This is a genomic window from Mycobacterium sp. NPDC051804, from assembly GCF_044452905.1.
In the GTDB taxonomy this organism is placed as follows: domain Bacteria; phylum Actinomycetota; class Actinomycetes; order Mycobacteriales; family Mycobacteriaceae; genus Mycobacterium.
Window position 1 is genome coordinate 835,403 of record NZ_JBITCD010000004.1, and the last position, 21,157, is coordinate 856,559.

17 protein-coding genes and 1 tRNA gene are annotated in these 21,157 nt (G+C 64.9%); 9 read left to right on the plus strand and 9 right to left on the minus strand.

Annotated features, from left to right (window positions below; all coding sequences use genetic code 11):
- Nucleotides 1-73 precede the first annotated feature (73 nt).
- The gene (locus tag ACIA48_RS19500) at nt 74-3,091 is read left to right on the plus strand and encodes a UPF0182 family protein (RefSeq protein WP_396734944.1); all 3,018 of its coding nucleotides are present in this window, start codon (nt 74-76) and stop codon (nt 3,089-3,091) included.
- 52 nt (nt 3,092-3,143) lie between these two features.
- A tRNA-Met gene (locus ACIA48_RS19505) sits at nt 3,144-3,217 on the plus strand.
- Nucleotides 3,218-3,330: 113 nt separating this feature from the next.
- On the opposite strand, the gene ACIA48_RS19510 is transcribed toward ACIA48_RS19505, so the two are convergent.
- From ACIA48_RS19510 to ACIA48_RS19530, 5 genes are all read right to left on the minus strand, one after another.
- Nucleotides 3,331-4,041 carry a DUF1326 domain-containing protein gene (locus tag ACIA48_RS19510; RefSeq protein ID WP_396734947.1) on the minus strand — a complete coding sequence of 237 codons (711 nt, stop codon included), beginning with the start codon at nt 4,039-4,041 and terminating at the stop codon, nt 3,331-3,333.
- Between the two features lie 343 nt (nt 4,042-4,384).
- Nucleotides 4,385-5,644: an MDR family MFS transporter gene (locus ACIA48_RS19515; RefSeq protein WP_396734949.1), complete on the minus strand. Its 1,260-nt coding sequence runs from the start codon at nt 5,642-5,644 to the stop codon at nt 4,385-4,387.
- On the minus strand, nt 5,641-6,744 hold the full coding sequence (locus ACIA48_RS19520) for a PLP-dependent cysteine synthase family protein (protein WP_396734952.1): 1,104 nt from the start codon (nt 6,742-6,744) through the stop codon (nt 5,641-5,643). The genes ACIA48_RS19515 and ACIA48_RS19520 overlap by 4 nt, the downstream gene beginning before the upstream one ends.
- Before the next feature lie 107 nt (nt 6,745-6,851).
- Complete coding sequence (locus tag ACIA48_RS19525) at nt 6,852-7,265, minus strand: hypothetical protein (RefSeq protein ID WP_396734955.1); 414 nt, start codon at nt 7,263-7,265, stop codon at nt 6,852-6,854.
- A 601-nt stretch (nt 7,266-7,866) separates the two neighbouring features.
- Complete coding sequence (locus tag ACIA48_RS19530) at nt 7,867-9,087, minus strand: amidohydrolase family protein (protein ID WP_396734958.1); 1,221 nt, start codon at nt 9,085-9,087, stop codon at nt 7,867-7,869.
- 264 nt (nt 9,088-9,351) lie between these two features.
- Here ACIA48_RS19530 and mbtM point away from each other — a divergent pair, with 264 nt between their 5' ends.
- A complete protein-coding gene (mbtM, locus tag ACIA48_RS19535; protein WP_396734961.1) occupies nt 9,352-10,896 on the plus strand; it encodes a long-chain-fatty acid--ACP ligase MbtM in 1,545 nt (514 codons plus the stop codon).
- A 30-nt stretch (nt 10,897-10,926) separates the two neighbouring features.
- Complete coding sequence (locus tag ACIA48_RS19540; protein ID WP_396735109.1) at nt 10,927-11,679, plus strand: alpha/beta hydrolase family protein; 753 nt, start codon at nt 10,927-10,929, stop codon at nt 11,677-11,679.
- Here the strand turns inward: ACIA48_RS19540 and ACIA48_RS19545 are convergent.
- Nucleotides 11,670-12,509 (minus strand): endonuclease/exonuclease/phosphatase family protein, encoded by an 840-nt coding sequence (locus ACIA48_RS19545; RefSeq protein ID WP_396734964.1) that lies wholly within the window; start codon nt 12,507-12,509, stop codon nt 11,670-11,672. The two genes, ACIA48_RS19540 and ACIA48_RS19545, sit on opposite strands and share 10 nt — an antisense overlap.
- Complete coding sequence (locus ACIA48_RS19550; RefSeq protein ID WP_396734967.1) at nt 12,506-13,477, minus strand: NADPH:quinone oxidoreductase family protein; 972 nt, start codon at nt 13,475-13,477, stop codon at nt 12,506-12,508. Before ACIA48_RS19550 ends, ACIA48_RS19545 begins: the two co-directional genes overlap by 4 nt.
- 109 nt (nt 13,478-13,586) lie before the next feature.
- Between ACIA48_RS19550 and ACIA48_RS19555 the strand changes: the two genes are divergently transcribed.
- A complete protein-coding gene (locus ACIA48_RS19555) occupies nt 13,587-14,558 on the plus strand; it encodes an alpha/beta fold hydrolase (protein ID WP_396734969.1) in 972 nt (323 codons plus the stop codon).
- Here the strand turns inward: ACIA48_RS19555 and ACIA48_RS19560 are convergent.
- Nucleotides 14,555-15,907, minus strand: a complete 1,353-nt coding sequence (locus ACIA48_RS19560; RefSeq protein WP_396734972.1) for a flavin monoamine oxidase family protein — start codon at nt 15,905-15,907, stop codon at nt 14,555-14,557. The genes ACIA48_RS19555 and ACIA48_RS19560 overlap by 4 nt on opposite strands.
- A gap of 28 nt (nt 15,908-15,935) precedes the next feature.
- On the opposite strand from ACIA48_RS19560, the gene ACIA48_RS19565 reads away from it, so the two are divergent.
- From ACIA48_RS19565 to ACIA48_RS19575, 3 genes are read left to right on the plus strand one after another with little or no spacing between them, the layout of a single operon-like run.
- The gene (locus ACIA48_RS19565) at nt 15,936-16,907 is read left to right on the plus strand and encodes a TIGR03617 family F420-dependent LLM class oxidoreductase (RefSeq protein ID WP_396735112.1); all 972 of its coding nucleotides are present in this window, start codon (nt 15,936-15,938) and stop codon (nt 16,905-16,907) included.
- A gap of 40 nt (nt 16,908-16,947) precedes the next feature.
- Entirely contained in the window at nt 16,948-18,423 is a 1,476-nt protein-coding gene (locus tag ACIA48_RS19570; RefSeq protein ID WP_396734975.1) for a flavin-containing monooxygenase, read from the plus strand.
- A 10-nt stretch (nt 18,424-18,433) separates the two neighbouring features.
- A complete protein-coding gene (locus ACIA48_RS19575; protein ID WP_396734978.1) occupies nt 18,434-19,921 on the plus strand; it encodes a flavin-containing monooxygenase in 1,488 nt (495 codons plus the stop codon).
- Here the strand turns inward: ACIA48_RS19575 and ACIA48_RS19580 are convergent.
- The gene (locus ACIA48_RS19580) at nt 19,878-20,639 is read right to left on the minus strand and encodes a helix-turn-helix transcriptional regulator (protein ID WP_396734980.1); all 762 of its coding nucleotides are present in this window, start codon (nt 20,637-20,639) and stop codon (nt 19,878-19,880) included. The genes ACIA48_RS19575 and ACIA48_RS19580 overlap by 44 nt on opposite strands.
- Before the next feature lie 35 nt (nt 20,640-20,674).
- On the opposite strand from ACIA48_RS19580, the gene ACIA48_RS19585 reads away from it, so the two are divergent.
- A complete protein-coding gene (locus ACIA48_RS19585; protein WP_396734982.1) occupies nt 20,675-21,046 on the plus strand; it encodes a DUF4345 domain-containing protein in 372 nt (123 codons plus the stop codon).
- Nucleotides 21,047-21,157: the final 111 nt, after the last annotated feature.

Sequence of the window (21,157 nt, forward strand, 5' to 3'; positions counted from 1 at the left end):
TGTACGACGCATGCGTAGAGTTGGGGCACGTCGGCACCGACGTGTGGGAACGGTTAGAAACTGGAGTTGACGAGTGGGTATGCGGCCAGCGGCAAGAATGCCGAAGCTGACACGACGTAGCCGAGTCCTCATCGCGATCGCCGCGATATTCGTCTTGATCCTGTTGATCGGGCCGCGCCTGATCGACACCTACGTCGACTGGCTGTGGTTCGGCGAGCTCGGATACCGCTCGGTGTTCACCACGCAGCTGCTCACGCGCCTGGTGGTGTTCCTGATCGCCGCGGCATTGATCGGAGCGATCGTGTTCGCCGGGCTGGCGCTGGCCTACCGCACCCGCCCGGTATTCGTCCCGACCACGGGACCGAACGACCCGGTCGCGCGATACCGCACGGCCGTGATGTCCCGGTTGCGGCTCGTCGGGATCGGCGTCCCCGCGTTCATCGGCGTACTCGCGGGCATTGTGGCGCAGAGCTATTGGACGCGCATCCAGCTGTTCCTGCACGGCGGCAGCTTCGGGATCACCGACCCGCAGTTCGGCATGGACCTCGGCTTCTACGCCTTCGATCTGCCGTTCTACCGGCTGGTGCTGAGTTTCCTGTTCGTCGCCACGTTCCTGGCATTCATTGCGAACCTGTTGGGCCACTACCTGTTCGGCGGCATCCGGTTGTCCGGTCGCAGCGGGGCGCTCAGCCGTGCTGCGCGCATTCAGCTGATCACGTTGGTCGGCATCCTGATGCTGCTCAAGGCTGCTGCGTACTGGCTGGACCGATACGAACTGCTGAGCCACACTCGCAGTGGAAAGCCGTTCACCGGCGCGGGCTACACCGACATCAACGCGGTGCTGCCGGCGAAGCTCATCCTGATGGCCATCGCGATCATCTGCGCGGCGGCGGTCTTCTCGGCGATTGTGTTGCGCGACTTGCGGATCCCCGCGATCGGTGTGGTGCTGTTGCTGTTGTCGTCGCTGGTGATCGGCGCCGGGTGGCCGTTGGTGGTCGAGCAGTTCAGCGTCAAGCCGAACGCGGCGCAAAAGGAAAGCGAATACATCAGTCGAAGTATCACCGCCACCAGACAGGCCTACGGCCTGACGGATGAAACCGTCACATACCGCGACTACAGCGGTGATGCGCAGGCGACGGCCCAGCAGGTGGCCAATGACCGTGCGACGACGTCGAACATCAGATTGCTCGATCCGACGATCGTCAGCCCGGCGTTCACCCAGTTCCAGCAGGGCAAGAACTTCTACTACTTCCCGGACCATCTCGCGATGGACCGCTACACGGCACGCGACGGAAACCTGCGCGACTTCGTCGTCGCCGCCCGCGAGCTCAACCCCGACAGGCTGATCGACAACCAGCGCGACTGGATCAACCGGCACACCGTCTACACCCACGGCAACGGCTTCATCGCCTCGCCGGCCAACACCGTTCGCGGAGTCGCCAACGACCCCAACCAGAACGGTGGCTACCCGGAGTTTCTGGCCAGTGTCGTCGGCGCGAACGGCAGCGTTGTGTCACCTGGTCCGGCGCCGCTGGATCAGCCACGCATCTATTTCGGTCCCGTGATCGCCAATACGGCAGCCGATTACGCGATCGTCGGCAAGACCGGCGACACTGACCGCGAGTACGACTACGAGACCAACACGGAGACCAAGAACTACACCTACGGTGGCTCCGGCGGCGTGCCCGTCGGCAGCTGGCTGGCGCGTTCGGTGTTCGCCGCCAAGTTCGCCGAACGAAACTTCCTGTTCTCCAATGTGATCGGCGAGAACAGCAAGATCCTGTTCAACCGTGATCCGGCCGAGCGCGTCGAAGCGGCGGCACCGTGGCTGACCACCGACACCACCGTGTACCCCGCGATCGTCAACAAGAAGATGGTGTGGATAGTCGACGGCTACACCACGCTCGACAACTACCCCTACTCACAGCTGACGACACTGTCCAGCGCCACAGCGGATTCCAGCGAGGTGGCCGTCAACCGGCTGCAGATCGACAAGCAGGTGTCCTACATACGCAACTCGGTCAAAGCGACCGTCGACGCGTACGACGGCACGGTTACGCTGTATGCGCAGGACGAGGATGACCCGGTGCTGCAAGCGTGGATGAAGGTGTTCCCGGGCACCGTTAAGCCCAAGAGCGACATCACCCCTGAACTGCAACAGCACCTGCGTTATCCCGAGGATCTGTTCAAGGTTCAGCGCGCGCTGCTGGCCAAGTACCACGTCGACGATCCCGTGACGTTCTTCTCGACCTCGGACTTCTGGGACGTCCCGCTGGATCCGAACCCCACCGCCAGCAGCTATCAACCGCCGTACTACATCGTCGCCAAAAACCTTGCGAATAACAATAATTCGGCATCATTCCAGCTGACCAGTGCGATGAACCGGTTCCGTCGCGACTTCCTGGCGGCCTACATCAGCGCGAGTTCGGACCCCGACACGTACGGCAAGCTCACTGTGCTGACCATCCCCGGGCAGGTGAACGGTCCGAAGCTTGCGTTCAACGCGATCAGTACCGACACCGCGGTGAGCCAGGATCTCGGCGTCATCGGCCGTGACAATCAGAACCGTATCCGGTGGGGCAATCTGCTCACTTTGCCGGTGGCCCAAGGTGGTCTGCTCTATGTCGCACCCGTTTACGCGTCACCGGGCGCCAGCGACGCGGCATCGTCGTACCCCCGTCTGATTCGCGTCGCGATGATGTACAACGACAAGGTCGGTTACGGCCCCACGGTGCGCGATGCGCTCACCGAGCTGTTCGGGCCGGGTGCTGACGCCACCGCCACCGGCCCGGCGCCGACGGGTCCAGTAGCCAATGGCCAGCCGCCAGCCGCGCCTCAAGGCACCGACGGTCAGCCGCCGGCGGCGCAACCGCCCGCGAATCAGGGCACACCCCCCACGCAGGTTCCGGCGGCCGCCGTACCGCCGGGTGCACCTGTGCAGTTGTCGCCGGCCAAAGCCGCAGCGCTGCAAGATATCAACACGGCGCTGGAGGCGCTGCAAGGCGCTCAGACGGGTGGCGACTTCGCGGAGTTCGGCGAGGCCTTGCAACGCCTCGACGACGCGGTGAAGAAGTACCAGTCGACCCGCTGAGCACTCGATTTGGAGGTGCACCTGCGCCTTCGGTAACCTTGCGTTCACCCGTCGCGGGGTGGAGCAGCTCGGTAGCTCGCTGGGCTCATAACCCAGAGGTCGCAGGTTCGAATCCTGTCCCCGCTACTAAATGGAACGGCCCCCGGAGGAAACTCCGGGGGCCGTTCTCATGCCGCTTGCGGGCACGCGATCGGGAGCGTCATCCGCATTCGAGCGTCGGTGAATCGAGCAGGGTCGGGTTAGCCGCAACACCCGCACGATGACTCCATTGACAATGGGGAGTCGGTGGACGGTGATTCGGCGTTTTCCGGTAGCCAGTCGAACGGGAAGTGCTTGCTCGAACGACCCTGGTGCTGATGTGACCACTTGAAGCCCGCCGCCTTGTCCTTCTCGACGACGCCCCATGTGGAGACCTGTCCTGGGCCGACTTCGGAGCCTGGGGCATTCGACGTGGTGACCCGCCGGTTGGGATCCGCCGTCGGCCCGGTGAGTGCGACTACCCGTAAGTCGACCTTTCCGGGGATCTCGGCCCGCCAGTAGGCCAGGTCATCGGCGGCGTCGAATGTGATCGGCGCGTACTCAATTCCGCGTAATTCTTCGATAAGTGAGGCGAATTTGGCCGGCCAGCCGCCCACCTCACCGGTGAAGATGCGTTTCAGCGCCTCGCGTTGCGCATCATCGGTGCGTTCATCGATGTAGAACATGAGCCGCATCTTGGCGTTCGGGTCGCCAACCCACATATTGCCCGTGAACTCCCCGAGGGATACCACGTTCAAGCCGCTGAGGTCGACGCCGCCGAAGTGGCCGCCACCCACATGCCAGACGAGCGTGAACAGGCAGTCGCCGTGCGTCGGCTCTTGGGCGAAACTGCATGGGCAGGGCAACTTGCAGCTGCAGACGTCGAACCAGTCGCCCTGAAGATGCCAGTCGGTAGTGATTGTGGTCTCCATGATGATCCCCTTTCTCATACCCCCATGGGGTATCTGACAGATGGACCGTACTGGCTGAGACGCACGTGCGCAAGTACCCCCCCGGGGTATGTGTGGTGGCGAAGATAAACAGCTGACTGACCTTGGCCAGTGCCGATCAGCGAGTGCCTACCGCACCCTTTGTTCCGGCTTGCGGGGTATGGACACTGCCGGTGAAATCCCATGCTTTCCACGGAGGCAGGCAAAATGCCAGTTCGCATGGCTCGGCGCAAGGCTCGCTTATGTCAACTCGTCGGCGACCGACACCACTCATGCATCGACTCAAGTGATGAGCGATGAGGGTGTCAACGGCGTTGCAAGGGGATCAGGCCGCGGGCGTTGGGGTGCTCGGCAATGCGGGGACCAGGCGTCCCGTGCGCTCGAGCCGGTAGAGCGCCCCGGCAGCCATCGACCCGACGGCAGTCAACGCCAGCCAGACGAGTTCTTCACGGCCGGCGTCGCGGGCGGCTTGCATAAGCGCACCGGTGGCCAGATTGCCCGCCAAAATCCCGATGCCCACGATCGTGTTGTAGAAGCCGTAGTGCGTGCCAACCAATCGGTTGTTGGCGAGCGACACGACGGTGTCCATCTCGAAGGGGAATACCGCCGCTGAGCCGATGGAAAGCACCGCTGCTGAGACGATGAGGGCGATCACTGCGGCGAGTTCGCCGAACCGTGCCCCGTTGGGGAACACAATCATCGGCGTGAAGGCGGCTGCAAGAATCAGCATGCCGATCACCAGCGAATGCCCCGACCCCCAACGTTTGGTGAACCATCGGGTGATGCGCAGCTGTCCTGCAGCAGCCACCAGGCCTGACACGACGAAGACCATTGCAACGGTCAGGGATTCATGTGTGGGTACGAGAATCTTCGCGTGCAGTGGCAGCGCCAGATACACCTGGAACGACAGCACGTAGGAACCGATCATCGCCGTGGCGAACAACAGGAATGAGCGGTTGCGCAGCACGGTTCGCCAATCTTGCAGCACAGTGGTTTTCTCGGTTTGCAGCGCCGCTCGATGTTGGGGCAGTGCGAACAGCTGGGCCACAGTCAGGACCGCGAAAACGGCCGCGGCTGATGCGGCGACGACGCGGAAGTCCAGGGTCAACAGGGCAAGTCCGACCAGCGGCCCGGCGAGTATTCCCGCTTGATAGAAGATATTGAAAGTCGCGAACGCCTCTACGCGTCGTGGCCCTGAATCGGCGGCAAGGTAGGCCCGCACGGCCGGATTGAACAGGGCTCCCGCGAAACCTGTTGCCGCGGAGGCGATCAGCACCGCAGGGAGCGAGTCGGCGACCACGAGCAAGGCGAATCCGCTAGTACGCAATATGCACCCGGCAACGATTAGCGGCTTGAAACCGAGGCGGTCGGCAAGCGTACCGCCGACGATGAACATGCCCTGCTGAGAGAAGTTCCGCACACCGAGGACCAGTCCGATCGCCCATGCAGCAAGACCAAGCGGGCCGGCGAGGTATCCGGCGAGATAGGGCATCAGCATGTAGAAGCCGAGGTTGATTCCGAATTGATTGATCATCAACATTCGGCTGGGCCAGCCGAAAGTGCGGAACTGCGCTATGAAGCTCATTGCGATACCCCAACTGTCGGATCCGTGACCGCTGATGTGCGTGTCCACGATGTGACGACACGTCTCCGAGGATCGGTAATGACGTCCGGATTTCGCGGGGGATCGCCTGCAAGCAATCCGTGGGCGTTGCAGTAATCGTCGTTGTACACAGTGTCGAAATACCGTTGCGGCCCGTCGGGAAAGACCGCCGCTATATTTGCGCTCGATGGATTCGTTCTCGCGACCCAACCGGCTACCAGCGCGACCGCGCCGACGCTCCAGCCGCCCGTGGCGTAGTGGGTCGCAGCCAGGGATCGGCATGCCCATACCGCCTCCGCGGGAGCGACCCAGTGAACGTCGTTGAAGGCGGCGTAGTCCACGTTGCGAGGGTAAATACTCGATCCCAGCCCTCGCATCAGCCGGGACCGCGCGGGCTGACCGAAGATGGTCGAGCCGATCGTGTCAACCCCGACGAGCTGGAGGTCGGGGTTGGTTTCCCGTAGCACCCGCGCTATTCCGGCCGAATGGCCGCCGGTGCCGACCGAGCAGACGAGTATGTCGATCTTGCCCAGTTGCGCAGACAGCTCCTCTGCCAGACCTCGGTAGGCGTCGACGTTATCGGGATTGCTGTATTGATCTGGGTACCACGCTTCGGGATCTGATTCGAGGATCTCCATCACCCGATCGCGTCGCGCCTGCTGCCACCCACCTTCGGGATGCGGTTTGGTGACGACATCGACGTCAGCGCCGTAGGCGGTCAGCATCCGCGAGATGATCGGCTCGAGTCCGGGATCTGTGACGAGAGTTACGGGATGGCCGTACACGGTGCCGGCAAGAGCCAGCCCCAGCCCCAGTGTGCCGCTTGTTGATTCGACGATTCTGCTGCCGGGCCGTAGGTCACCGCGGGCGCGGCCGCGTTCGACCATGTGTATCGCCGGACGGTCCTTCATCCCGCCGGGGTTGAAACCTTCGAGCTTGGCCCAGAACCCGCGGTTGTCGTCGGTGAACGGCGCCGCGATTCTCAGCACAGGCGTATTTCCGATCATCGTGCCCGGCTTGTCGAAGCGACGGAGGCGTTGATGATGGACGTTCGGTGAGTGAATGGACAGAGCGTGGCTCATGAACGTGGGTCACTTTCGGTGATGCCACGACGTTCCCTGCCGCGGCGGCTGACATGAGTAGCGGTCACCGACTCTCGTCTTGGGGACGCGAGTCTGGCGCTACCGAATCAGCGGCGCGCGATGCAGAGCCGAAGCAGCAGCTGCTGCCCGGCAACGACGAAATTGGCCCATTTCGGGGGGCCGCGGATGGCGGCTGACGCACATGTCGCCCAGGCCGAGAATGCCGCGCCGATGAGGGCGACGAGGCCGATCGCTGCCAGCAGCGTCACCGTACGAGGCAGGGCAGCTTCGGCGAAGGTGTGAGGAACGACGGTGACTGAACCGTCCTGCACATGTGGATGCTCGACGACGGCAGCAAACTCACCTGCGATATCGGCTGACAATGCGTGGGGGCCATGATGGGGGAGGGAATTGCGCTCGGTGAGGGTCCATCCTGTGCCCGCAACCAGCACAACGAGCACGACCAGTAGTGCAATGACGGCGTACCGTCGCGCACCGGTGGGGGCGTCGTCGTACCTCACAATGCTGCCGACTGTAGCAGCGGATCGCGCTCGTTTCGGGGACCCTTCGATTCGACGCCATGTTGTGATCGTGCCGGTATGAATGCGCGGCGGTGGTTTGCCTCAATTCGCGGTTGGCGGGCCGAGCATTCGAGTGTTGTTGCTTGGTAAAGCTTTTGATGGATTCATCGTTCGGCTCCTCCGGCATACATCCTGGTCATCTACGGTTTTACTACGTAGATCTACGGCTGTTGATTGAATCGACAGTCACTGCTAGTGCGCTGTCTTCAGCCAGCGGTGGTGCCTTCTGCTTGGGTCGACACGCGGCGGCGCGTTCTCGGGATGACCGCCTTTGTGGTGGGATTCACAGTGCGGCGGTGACGTCCGTCCAAGGGCGATTCCGGCGGTTCGCGCCTGGTTTTCGATGAGGCTGCGACATGCGCGGCGGAAGCCTCTGGCAAATATCTTGCCGTACCGCTCAATGGTCACACAGCTCGATGAGGGCAGGCGCGCCGAACACGAAAGGCGTGGTCAATCGGGGATTCGGCGTATTGACCGAGATCGATGTCAAGGCCGCCATTGCTGCTCTAGCCGCCTGACAACTGAAAACCGATACCCGCTCCTACGGCATCAGCAGCTGGGCGTTGGTGACGAAGAACTTCTCGATCACCTCCGGACCGAATCGCGCGAGTTTTTCGGCGAACTGCGCGCTGGGATCTTTGCCGCCTTCATAGTGCGGATAGTCGCTGCCGTACACCAGCACGTCCTGCAGCCACGGGAAGCGATCGAGGTAGGCGTCGATCGGCTCCCACAGGAATCCGGACACCCGCACGTTGCGCTGGATGTACTCCTCGGGCGACAGGGTCAGGTGGCCGGTCAGACGCCGGAACTGTGACCCCACGTTGCGCATGTTCTCCGCCATCGGGCCGACCCAGTGCGCGCTCACCTCGATCGCGCCCAGCCGCAGCGTGGGAAAGCGTTCGAACGCACCCCCGAAGATCATCGCCGAGACGAAGGCCTGGGCGCCCAGATGCATCGAGGACCAGATCCAGGGATTGAGCAGCCCCTCGGGACTGTCGATCGCCTTCGGAGCTGAGCCATTGCTGCGCCCGTAATCGGCCCAGGCCGGCGAATCCAGGATTCCGTAGTCCCCGCCGGGGTGGAACAGCACCGGGACGTCATGGCGAACCATGGCGTCCCACAACCGATCCGCGTCGGGATGCCCCGGCGAGATACCGCCTGGCGGCTCTCCCTGCGGTATGGAGACCGCGCGAATCCCGTTGGCGGCAACACGTTCGATTTCGGCGATCGCCAGGTCGAGGTCGCTCGTGTCGATGAATGCCACCGGCCGCAGCCGTGGGCTGATCTTGGCGGTCTCGATGCACCAGTCGTTGTAGCCGATCAGCATGGAGCGCCCGCACTCCACCAGCTGTTCCTGGGTCATGTTCAGATCGCCCATGAGCTGACCGACGCGCTCGGGGACCTGGACGAACATGTAGCCGATGACGCCCGGACCGCCCGCGAAGAGCAATGTCCGGTCGACGCCGTAGGTGTCCATCACCTGTACCCGCCGGCTCATGTTGATCGCACCGGGGGCGACCGCACCGACCGGCGGGCGTTTGGTTCCCCAGCCGTGCTCGACCAGCTCCTTGCTCACCGGCCCTTCGTCTTCGTAAACGGGGGCGCTGAAGCTGGACAGCGCGTTCGGGTCGTGTTCGCGCATGAAGAATTCGGCGATGGGTTTCGACGCCTCACCGAATTGTTCGGCCCACATGTGGGCCGGCACGTATTCGTGGTTGTCAGTGTCGATAATCCGACCGGACACGGCGTCCAAGACGGTCATGCCAGCGGCTCCTTTGCTCTTAGGTGCCCACTCGTGAAACCTGTGCCGGTTGCGCCCGTCACGAGCGGAGGGTAATTCATTTGCGGCGGGTCCGATACAGGTCGACTATGGCCCGCTACGCGAACTCCGTCTGTCAACCGGTCGGGGGTTTCGCCGGGGGACTCGCGTATCCGCCGATCGGATAAGCGGACGGCGAAACGTGATTGGCCACAGCGAAGCCGAATCCGTTAGCTTGGCCACTAGGCGTAGTCATGTGAGGATGCGATGAACAAGTTGGCAACGGCTCTTGCCAACCAACTGTCCAGCAGCGGCAGCTTCCTGGCCGTTCTGGACGATGGGCAGTGGACCCGTCATCCGTGGCCGGAGGTTCACGCCCGGTCGCAGAACGTCGCCGAGTGGCTGCTTAATGACAACGTCACCGCCCTCGGCTTGACCGGTGAGCCCACCGTCGAGCTGATCGCCGCGATATTGGGCGCCTTTCAGGCGGGTGTTGCGGTTTCGATCTCGCACGGGCCGGTTCGTGGCGCCAACGCGGATCAGTGGGCGCACACGACACTCGGCCGGTTTGCCGGCATGGGTGCCAGCCACGTGCTCGGCCATGGCAGCCACCTCGAGCGGCTGTCAGCCGTCGAAGGGCCGCTCATCGTCAAGGAACTCAACTCCGTGGCGCCCCTCGGGCGGTCGACCACGTTCGCGCCACCGGACCGTTCCGCGCCGGTGGCGATCCTGCAGGGCACCGCAGGGTCGACGGGAGTTCCGCGCACGGTGCAGCTGTCGCCGGACGCCGTGCTGGCGAACTTGAGCGGGCTGAACGCGCGTGTCGGGGTGACGCCGGCCGATGTCGGCTGTTCCTGGCTGCCGCTCTATCACGACATGGGCCTGAGCTTCCTGCTCGCCGGCGCACTGGCAGGCACGAACGTGTGGCAGGCGCCGACGACGGCATTTCAGGCGTCGCCGTTCCGGTGGCTGAACTGGCTCACCGAAAGCGGGGCGACCGTCACTGCGGCGCCGAACATGGCCTACGGCATGATCGGCAAGTATTCGCGCCGCGTCACAGATGTCGACCTGAGCGCCATGCGGTTCGCACTCAACGGCGGTGAACCCGTCGACCTTGAACTCACCGCGCGCTTCGCCACCGAGATGGCCCGCTTCGGGTTCTCGGCCGGGGCGCTGGCGCCGTCCTACGGCTTGGCTGAATCCACCTGTGCGGTAACGGTTCCCGAACCAGGACGCGGTCTGATCGCTGACGAGGCGGGCAACGCGATGCTCGGTGAGCCGATACCCGGCATGTCGGTGCGCATCGATCCATATGACGACGGGACGACGCGGGACGCCGCGCGCGATGTCGGCGAGGTCATGATCCGCGGTACCTCGATGATGGCGGGCTATATCGGTGAACCAGCGCTCGGCGCCGACGAATGGTTCGCGACCGGGGATCTCGGCTACCTCGTCGATGGCGGGCTGGTGGTGTGCGGCCGCGCCAAGGAACTCATCACCGTCGCGGGCCGCAACATCTTCCCCGCCGAGGTCGAGCAGGTGGCCGCCGCGGCGCCGGGCGTGCGCGAGGGAGCTGTTGTCGCCATCGGCGTCGGCGAGCGGTCGATACGCCCCAGCGTGATGATCGTCGCGGAATTCCGAGGGCCCAATGAGGCGGACGTCCGCGCCGACGTCGTGCAGCGCATCGCATCCGAGTGCGGTGTCGTGCCGTCGGACGTCGTGTTCGTGCGCCCCGGCTCGCTACCGAGAACGACGTCGGGCAAGTTGCGACGGCTGGAGGTCAAGCGCGGTGTAGAGGCCGGTGAGTTCTGAACCGCCAGCCAAAGTGACAGGATGGCGCGCGTGGCCCAGCGCGTCAGATTTCCGAGCACCACCGGGCCCGTCCTGGCGGGCCTCGTCGACCTTCCCCGGGGTGACCTGCGCGGATGGGCCGTCTTCGCGCACGGCTTCACGCTGGGCAAGGACAGTCCCGCCGCCAGCCGGATCTGCAAGCAACTCGCCAGCGAGGGCATTGGGGTGCTGCGCTTCGACAACCTCGGCCTCGGCGATTCCGAGGGCGATTGGGGCGACGGATCCTTTTCGCACAAGGTCGACGACACTGTCCGCGCGGTGGAGTTCATGAACGAATCGGGTCGCGAGGTGCGACTGCTGGTCGGTCATTCCTTCGGCGGATCAGCCGTGATCGCCGCCGCGCACGAATGCCCGACCGTGGCGGCCGTCGCGAGCATCGGGGCGCCGTACGAGCCCGGCCACGTTGAACACAACTACGACGCGCTGGTGGCCCGGATCGAGGCCGAGGGGGAGGCGCCCTTCCTGGCCGGCGGCAAAGCGCTCACACTCAAGCGGCATTTCATCGGAGACGTGCGCAATGCCGACCTTCGAGAGCAGATCCGGACCCTGCGCCGTGCGCTGATCGTGATGCATTCGCCTACGGACAACACCGTCGGCATCGCCAACGCCAGCGAGATCTTCCGCGCAGCGCGGCATCCCCGCAGCTTCGTCTCGCTCGAAGGCGCCGATCATCTGCTCACCGGCAAGAACCAGGCTGCGCGCGCGGCCAAGATCATCAGCGCCTGGGCCGACCCCTACCTGTGAGCGACGAGGCGGCATTCCACGCCGAAGTGGTCCGAGGGGAATACCCGCGGTAGTTCAGCGGAGATCGGCTCCGTCCCCAGCAGTTCGATACTCGCTGCGCGCCAACGGTTTCCCTTCAGGAGCACCCGGTCGAACCGCACGTGTCGCTTCTTGTTCCTGGCGTCGAAGCGCATCAAATTGATCGACGTGTTCTCGGTGTAGCCGGGGTCGTCGGGTCGCAGCGCGTGCCATACATCGCAGAACGGCGCGGCGATGCGCTCGTTCTCCGCGTCGCGCATGTTGAAATCGCCGAGCACCACCGCATTTTCGGCTGGCCGCAGCGCACGGAAGATCCTGCGCAACTGCCAGCCGCGCAGCCGTGCCGAGGACTTGCCACTGTCCAGGTGCACACAGCAGACGACCTGCCGGGCGCCGACGACGGCCAGCTCCGCCTCGAGGAAGCCGCGCGTCTGGCGGGTCGGCAGGTGGCAGTGGGTGGCGCGCACGATCGGTACCCGGGACAGCGTGAGCAGGCCGTAGTTGCCGGAACGGCCGCCGACCGCTGACGCGGTCAGGTATTCGTCGCGAATCCACGGCTGCGAGAGGAATATCTCGAGTGCCACCGACGTGACCTCTTGCAGAACAATGACATCCGGTCTGCGCTCGCGCAGCAGATCTGCGATGGCTCGGTAGCGCTGCTCCGCGTAATAATCGTCGAACCAGATGTTGAACGTCGCGACGGTCAACTCGTCGCGGTCGGCCGCCTGCACATCATTGGCGTCCAGCCACGTACCCGTCGTCGGATCGAAGCGCCGGACCGTGACGCGGCGTCGCCGTCGAAGCAGCCTCACCGCAGCTTGACGACGACTTTGCCCTTCGCGCTGCGGTCTTCCAGCGACGCGATCGCATCGGCCGCGCGCTCGAGCGGGTAGATCTCAGGGGTCGGCGCGGAAACCTTGCCCGATGCCAACAGTGGTTCGAGCTCCGCCCACTGTTCGAGCAGATAGCCCGGATGCGTGCCGGCCCAGGCGCCCCAACCGACGCCGACGGCGTCGACATTGTTGAGCAGCAACCGGTTTACCTTCACCTCGGGGATCGAGCCGCCGGTGAATCCGACCACCAGAAGTCGTCCGCCTGGTGCGAGGGAACGCAGCGAATCCGTGAAGCGGTCGCCGCCAACTGGGTCAACGACGATGTCGACGCCGCGTCCGTCGGTCAGTTCCTTCACCGCGTCCTTGAAGCCGTCGGCAAGCACGACGTCCGAAGCGCCGGCCGCCTTGGCGACCTCGATCTTGTCCTCGGTGCTGACCACCGCGATGGTGCGCGACGCGCCCCAGACCGGCGCCAACCGCAATGTCGAGGTCCCGATGCCGCCCGCCGCACCGTGCACGAGGACCGTCTCACCCTCGGCGAGGCGGCCCCGGGTGAGCAGCGCGTGATGCATGGTGAGGTCGTTGAACAACAGACCGGCCCCGGCCTCGAATGACACCGAGTCCGGCAGCTTGAACACCCGATCCGCCGGCAACGCAACGACTTCCGCCATCGCCCCGCACAGCATCGTCAGGCCGCACACCCGGTCGCCCGCGGAGACGTGGGCGTCGTGGGGTGCGCTGCGGACGATGCCCGCGATCTCGGCGCCAGGGGTGTACGGCATCTCCGGCTTGTACTGATAGAGCCCGCGCGACTGCAGCGCATCGGGGAAGGCCACTCCGGCCGCGTGCACGTCGATCAGAACAGCGCCGTCGCCGGACGGTTCGTCGATCTCGACGAGCTTCGCGGCTTGCGGTCCGTCCAGGCTGGCAATCTGTATCGCGCGCATCGTGGCCTTTCGTTGGTCGACGCCATCATTTAACTCCTGCGCGGTCTACGACCAACCGACCGGTAGGCTGATAGATCCGGCAATGTTGCCGAATGCGAGGAGAGCACCCATGGCACGAGGTCAAAGCGGCCGATCGCAGTCGAGAAGGTTCGCCGCGGCCGAGGCGCTCGGCCGCGGACGCAGCATCGGCGTGCGCTCCAAGGACGGCATCCGTCTGCACGCCGAGGTCTTCGGACCCGAGGACGGTTACCCCGTCGTGCTGGCCCACGGCATCACCTGCGCACTTCGCGTGTGGGCCCATCAGATCGCCGACCTCGCGAAGGACCATCGCGTCATCGCCTTCGACCACCGTGGCCATGGCCGCAGCGCCGTGCCCGCGCGCCGCAGCGGCTACAGCCTCGACTGCCTGGCGGGCGACGTCGACGCCGTGCTCGAGGCGACGTTGAAGCCGGGGGAGCGTGCCGTCATCGCCGGCCATTCGATGGGCGGCATCGCGATCTCGTCATGGGCGGAGCGGTATCCCGAGCGAGTGCCAGAGCGCATCGATGCGGCCGCCCTGATCAACACGACGACCGGCGATCTGCTGCGGCACGTGCAGTTCATCCCAGTGCCGGCGCCGCTGTCCGCGGCCAGGGTGCGCGCGGCGGGTACGCTGCTGAAAACCTTTGGTGCAGCACCGCTTCTGCGGGCGGCTGACATGCCGAGCCGCAGGTTCGTGTCGACGATCGCCGTAGGCCGCGACGCCGACCCCGCGATCGTCGATTTCGTCTTCGAGCTGTTCAACGGAACCCCACCGGCGGGACGCGGGGGGTGGGCACGCGCGCTGGTGGATTCGCTCGGTACTCATCAACACATCGGGTTGAAGAACCTCTCGGTGCCGACGATTGTGATCGGCAGCGAGAAGGACCGTCTGCTGCCGATGGTGTCCTCGCGCCGAATCGCCAGAGAAGTACCGAATCTCGCGCAGTTCGTCGAACTGTCCGGCGGTCACTGCGCGATCCTCGAGCGTCCCGACGCGGTCAACAAACACCTGCGCTGGCTCATCGACTCCGTTACCGAGGAGCGACGGGCGACCTCCTAACCCGACAACTCCCGATCCACCTCGGCGGCCGCGCGCTGACCCGAGCGGATCGCCCCGTCGAGGAAACCTGTCCACGTGTCGGCGGTTTCCGTTCCGGCCCAATAAATGCCGTCGACCGGCTTACGCAACCACGGCCCGTATGTCGTCCACGAGCCCGGCGGCACCGCAGCCGTCGGCCCACCCGGCGCGAATTCCTCCGCGCTCCAGCAGTGGTCGAGATAGTCGATCGGGTCGAGTGCGGCATCCCCGAACAACGCCGCGAACCCGGTCAGTGCACGGTCGCGTCGGTCGGCCGGCGGCAGCGGGTCAAATGTCCGCGCGTCGGTGAATCCCAGCAGGACACCGGGGCCGTCATCGCCTGGGCTGACGTCGAACGTGATGAAAACCGGGCCCTCGTCCGACAACGCCTCGCCCGAACAGCCGTTCTCGCGCCAGAACGGTGTCTCGTAGGCGACGTACGCCTTGCTCAGGTTGCCCTGCGGCCAGTGCTGCGCGAGCTTGCCGTACTCGGGGGGCAGCTCCGGCAGGAACGCGATGCCCTTGCGATGCTCGGGCGGGATCGCCACGATGACGGCCTTCGCGGTGACCGTGCCCTTGTCTGACGTGACGGCCAGCGTGCCATCGGTGTGCCGTTCGATGCTGCGCACCGCGGCATCCAGCACGACTCGCTCTCCGAGCTCCTGCGCCATTCGGATCGCGATCTGCTGTGTGCCGCCGGGAAAGCGGTCCTGCTGAGCGCCACCCTCGACGTCAAGCATCCTGCCGAGTCCGCCCGCGGCTTTGACGTAGCGCGCCGCGTGCAGCATCGAGACCGCGTCGGGCTCACACCCCCACGTCACCCGGGCCATGATCGTCATCAGGTCCCTGGTCCCCGCACTCGCGTGCACGTACCGCAGCCACTGGTCCAGCGTCTTCGAGTCGAGAATGTCGGCAATCGGCGATTTCCACGGCTCGTCGACCGGCACTCGTCGGCACACCCGCTCGAACCGCCATTGGATGCGGGAGACGTCCAGCAGCTCGAGTATCGAGAGCCGCGGAATGGTGCTGCGGTAGGCACGCACCTTGCCGCGCCACCGGATGAGGTTCTTACCCCGACTGTGGGTCGGCACCGTCTCGCAGCCCAGTTCGGCAGCCATCGCGACGACCGCGTCCTGCGTCGGTCCGACGAAGGTGCCACCCAGGTCGACGGGGACGCCGGCGATGGTCGCCGTCGACGACCGGCCGCCCACTCGGTCGCGGCCCTCGAGCACCACGACATCGCGGCCGCGTTTGTCCAGTTCGCGTGCGGCGGCCAGGCCGGCGAACCCGGCGCCCACAACGACGACGTCGGCATTCGGTGGGATGGTCACGTGACTAGGCTCTCACGCTGTGAAGGTCATGACAGCGTTGTTCGGCCCGACGGATGCGATCGAACGCGCGCACGCGCTCCGCGAAGCGGGGGCCACCGGGGTATTCACGTTCGAGGGTCCGCACGACGTATTCGCCCCGCTGATGGTGGCATCGACCGTCAGCGGCCTGGATCTGATGACCAACGTCGCAATCGCGTTCCCGCGCAACCCTGTTCAGCTCGCGCATCAGGCGTACGACATGCAGCTGCTGGCGCAGGGCCGCTTCACGCTCGGCCTCGGCACGCAGGTGCGCGCTCAGATCGAGAAGCGTTACGGCGCGGAGTTCGACAAGCCGGTCGCGCGGATGAAGGACTTGGTCGGTGCGCTGCGCGCGATCTTCGCTGCCTGGAACGTCGGTGAACGCCTCGATTACCGCGGCGAGTTCTACCGGCACACCCTGATGACGCCGACCTTCAACCCGGGGCCCAACCCGTTCGGCCCGCCGCCGATCTACCTCGGGGCGCTGGGTCCACTGCTGACGCGCGCGACCGCCGAGGTCGCCGACGGCCTGCTGGTCATGCCGTTCGGATCGAGGCGCTTCCTCGACGAGGTCACCATGCCCAACGTCCGGAAGGGACTGGCGGCGGCGGGGCGCGACGAGGCGGACTTCGCGGTGGTTCCCGAGATCATCGTGTCGGTGGGGGAAGACCACACCGCTGCTCGGCGCCTGCTGGGCTTCTACGGGTCGACGCCCGCGTACCGCCCTGTGCTGGACGTTCACGGCTGGGGTGACCTGCAGCCCGAACTGAACGCCCTGTCCAAGCAGGGCCGCTGGGAGGACATGGGCAAGCTCATCGACGACGACATCCTGCACACCATCGCGGCATGTGGCAGTCCAGCCGACGTGGCTGCGCACATCCGCGGCCGGGTCGATGGCGTGGCGGATCAAATCTGCCTCTACCAGCCCGGACCGATTGCGGTGGAGTCGTTGGCGTCGATCGTGGACGCGCTCGGGTCCTGACCCATATCGTGGTACCCAGCCGAACCAAAGGAGGTTACGGATGGAGCAGACCGATTACTTCGATGTGCTGATCATCGGTGCGGGGATCTCCGGGATCGGGGCCGCTTATCGCATCCACGAGAAGAATCCGAACCTCTCCTACGCGGTTCTGGAACGTCGCGCCCGCATCGGAGGCACCTGGGACCTGAATCGCTATCCGGGCATCCGCTCCGACAGTGACATCTTCACCCTGAGCTACCCGTTCGAACCCTGGCGGCGGCAGGAGAACGTCGCAGACGGTGAGGACATCCGCGAATACCTGATCCAGACGGCGCGCAAGCATGGCATCGAAGAGCACATCCAGTTCAACACCCGTGTGCTGTCGGCCGATTGGGACTCGACCACCGACAGCTGGACCGTGAACACCGAACAGGACGGCGCATCGAAGAGCTACCGTTGCCGCTTCCTGTTCTTCGGCACCGGCTACTACAACTACGACGAGCCCTACCGTCCGGACTTCCCTGGTCTCGAGCAGTTCTCGGGCGAGGTGATCCACCCGCAGCACTGGCCGGAGTTGCTCGACTACACCGGCAAGAAACTCGTGGTGATCGGCAGCGGTGCGACCGCGGTGAGCATGATCCCGACGCTGACGGAGAAGGCCGGCCACGTCACCATGCTGCAGCGGTCGCCTACCTACATCCTGTCAACGCCTCGGATCAATCCCATCGTGCAATTCCTGCGCAAGCTCCTGCCAGGTCGCCTCGGCTATGCCGCGGCCCGTCTCTACAACACCTTTTTCACCGTGGTCGTGTATGCCTTCGCCAAGACGTTCCCGCGGCTCAGTAGGGCGTATGTGCGCAGCAGCGCGAAACGTCATCTGCCAGAGGGCTATCCGGTCGACGTTCATTTCAAGCCGCGGTACGACCCGTGGGACCAACGGTTGTGTGCGATTCTCGACTACGACTTCTATGAGACGATCGCCGATGGCCGGCTGGACGTGGTCACCGACTCGATTGATCACATCGATGCCAACGGAATCGTGCTCCGGTCGGGAAAGCGCATCGATGCCGATATCCTCATCTCGGCCACCGGGATTCAGCTGCAGGCACTCGGCGGTGTCGCGTTGAGTGTCGACGGCGCAGAGGTCAAACCACAGGACCGCTTCGTCTATAAGGAGCACATGCTCGAGGACATTCCGAACGCGGCGTGGTGCGTCGGCTACATCAACGCCTCGTGGACATTGCGCGTCGACCTGACCGCACGCGCGGTGGCGAAACTGCTGGCATACATGGATTCCCACGGTTACACACACGCATACCCGCACCTGGGCGACAAGCCGATGACCGAGAAGCCGGCCTGGAACATCAATGCGGGTTACGTCCAGCGGTCTGGACATGTGCTGCCCAAATCGGGCACTCACCGGCCGTGGAACGTGCGACACAACTATGTGCTCGACGCCATCGACCACCGTTTTGACCGCATCGAGGAATCGATGGTGTTCGGCCGTGCATCAGACAGGGCAGTCAAGTCCGCCTAGGAGGTTCGCAATGACTGACTACAGCGACGTGCTGATCATCGGGGCGGGGTTCTCCGGTATCGGGGCCGCCTACCGGATCCGCGAGCAGAATCCCAACCTGAGCTACACGATCCTGGAGCGACGCGAGCGCCTCGGCGGCACATGGGATCTGTTCCAGTACCCCGGTATTCGCTCGGACAGCGATATCTTCACGCTGAGCTTTCCCTGGGAGCCGTGGACCCGCGAGGAGATGATCGCTGACGGCGGTGACATCTGGCAGTACATCTCCGACGCCGCCCGCAAGCACGGCATCGACAAGCACATCGAGTTCAACACCCGCGTCATCTCCGCCGACTGGGATTCGGCGACCGACACGTGGACCGTCCAGACCGAACAGGGCGGTGAGTCGCGGACATACCGTGGACGGTTCCTGTTCTTCGCCAGCGGCTATTACAACTACGACGAGCCGTATTCGCCGCCGTTCCCCGGTATCGAGGATTTCAAGGGCGAAGTGGTGCATCCGCAACACTGGCCGGAGGGGTTCGACTACGCGGGCAAGCGACTGGTCGTCATCGGCAGCGGCGCGACGGCCATCAGCATGATCCCGTCGCTGGCCAAGACCGCCAAGCACGTCACGATGCTGCAGCGCACACCGTCGTACCTGCTGTCGCTGCAACGGGTGCAACCCGTGATCAACGGCATCCGGAAAGTGCTGCCGCGCAGAGCGTCCCACGCGGTGGCGCGCGTGATCCTTTCCTTGTTTGGCTCGGTGCTCTGGCTCCTCGCCCGAAAGGCACCCGGGTTCAGCAAGCGTGCGCTGCGCAGCGGCGCCGAGAAGTACCTGCCCGAGGGATATGACATCGACACCCACTTCACGCCGCCGTACAACCCGTGGGATCAGCGACTGTGCTTCATCCTCAACGGCGACTTCTACAAGGCCGTCGGCAGGGATGACGTCGATATCGTGACCGACCACATCGACCACATCGACGCCACCGGAATCGTTCTGAAATCAGGTCGGCGCATCGACGTCGACGTGATCATCACGGCGACCGGCATTCAGTTGCAGGCGCTGGGTGGAGTCACGATCAGCATCGACGGCGAGAAGGTCGACCCGGCCGACCGGTTCGCGTTCCGGCGTCACCTGCTCGAGGATGTGCCCAACGCGGCATGGTGCTTCGGGTACTCGAACGCATCATGGACGCTGGGCGCCGACATGACCGCGCGATCGGTGGCGAAGCTGCTGTCGCACATGGATTCCCATGGCTACACCCACGCTTTCCCACATCTCGGGGACGTCCACATGCCCGAGCAGCCGGTCTTCAACCTGCAGTCGGGTTACGTGATGCGCGCACAGCATGTCATGCCCAAGTCGGGCGACCGAGGTCCGTGGGAAGTGACGCACAACTATGTGCGGGACGCGATCAACAAGCGGTTCGAGGACATCGAGGAATCGATGGTGTTCGGCCGCGCGACTACGGCGTCCGCACCACAAGCCCCGTCTGAAGCAGTCGGCTAGCCGAGAGCCCGAACGTCGACTTGAAGCGGTCGGCGAGGTGTGAGGGACTGGCGAAGCCGGACTTCATCGCGGCCTCCGTCAAATTGGCGCCGCCGGCGATGGCGGTACCCGCATGCACGAGCCGCACCCAGATCCGGTATCGCCGCAGGCTCGTTCCCAGCTCGTCGCGGAACAGATGCAGGAACCGCGACTCCGAGAGGCCCGCCTCGGCGGCGAGTTCTTGTGACGGCACTGCCGTCGCGGGATCCGTCCGGATTCGGTGTGCCGCGGCCGCGATGCGGGGGTCGATGTCCCGCTGTGCCGCTGGTGCGGCCAGATCGAGCCAGCGGCAGGCGCTTTCGTCGTCGGCCGGAGTGAGCGCCAGATCGATCTCGGCGACGTGAGCGACTCCGATGTCGCCGACCCACGTCGACATCCGGCTCCGGCAGGATTCGGCGCGAACCGACGTCGGCTCCAGATAACAAGACACCAGACCGCTGCCGAGGCACGTCAGGTGATGCGTCAACCGTGGCGGAATGAGCAGGCTCGCGCCTTCACGGGTGGAGCCGTCGGGCGTCGCCACCATCAACGGCCCGCCGATGCCCACGGCGAAGCACCACACCGACCCCGAATGGGGTTCCAGATTCAGGCTCGGACCGGCGTACAACGCCTGACCTGGCCACAGCCAGACCGTCGGGCAGCAGGTTTGTGGAAGCGCTGCCGCCGTGGATGCCGTCATGCTGATCTCCTAGGTCAACCGCACAGGAGGCTACCGTGACGATCGCGGTCATCGCTGTAATCGGCGTGTTCTTTGCGGGCATGGGTTGCTACGCGCTCGCTGCCCCCGATGCGATCATTCGTCCGTTCGGCGTCACCCTCGGGACGGCGGCGGCGCGCTCGGAGGTACGCGCGGTCTACGGCGGGTTCGGGCTCGCGATCGCAGGCGTGCTGGGGTACGCGGCGGTCGCCGACGCCGGTGTCCGCACGGGCATCCTGATCGCGGTCGGCGCCGCGCTGGCTGGAATGGCGTTCGGCCGGCTGGTGTCAGCGGTGCTCGACGACCGAACGGCGTTCTACCCGAACTGGTTCTACTGCCTGGTCGAAGCGCTCGCGGCCGCCGCCCTTTTCGCGATTTGTGGAGCCTGAGCCGCGCTGGGCGCGGTGTGGTGTCTCGGGACATCGCTGACACTTATGTCTCGGGACATCGCTGACACTTATGGTGCCGGTTTGGGCTCGCGGGTGCGGTATGTCCGCGTG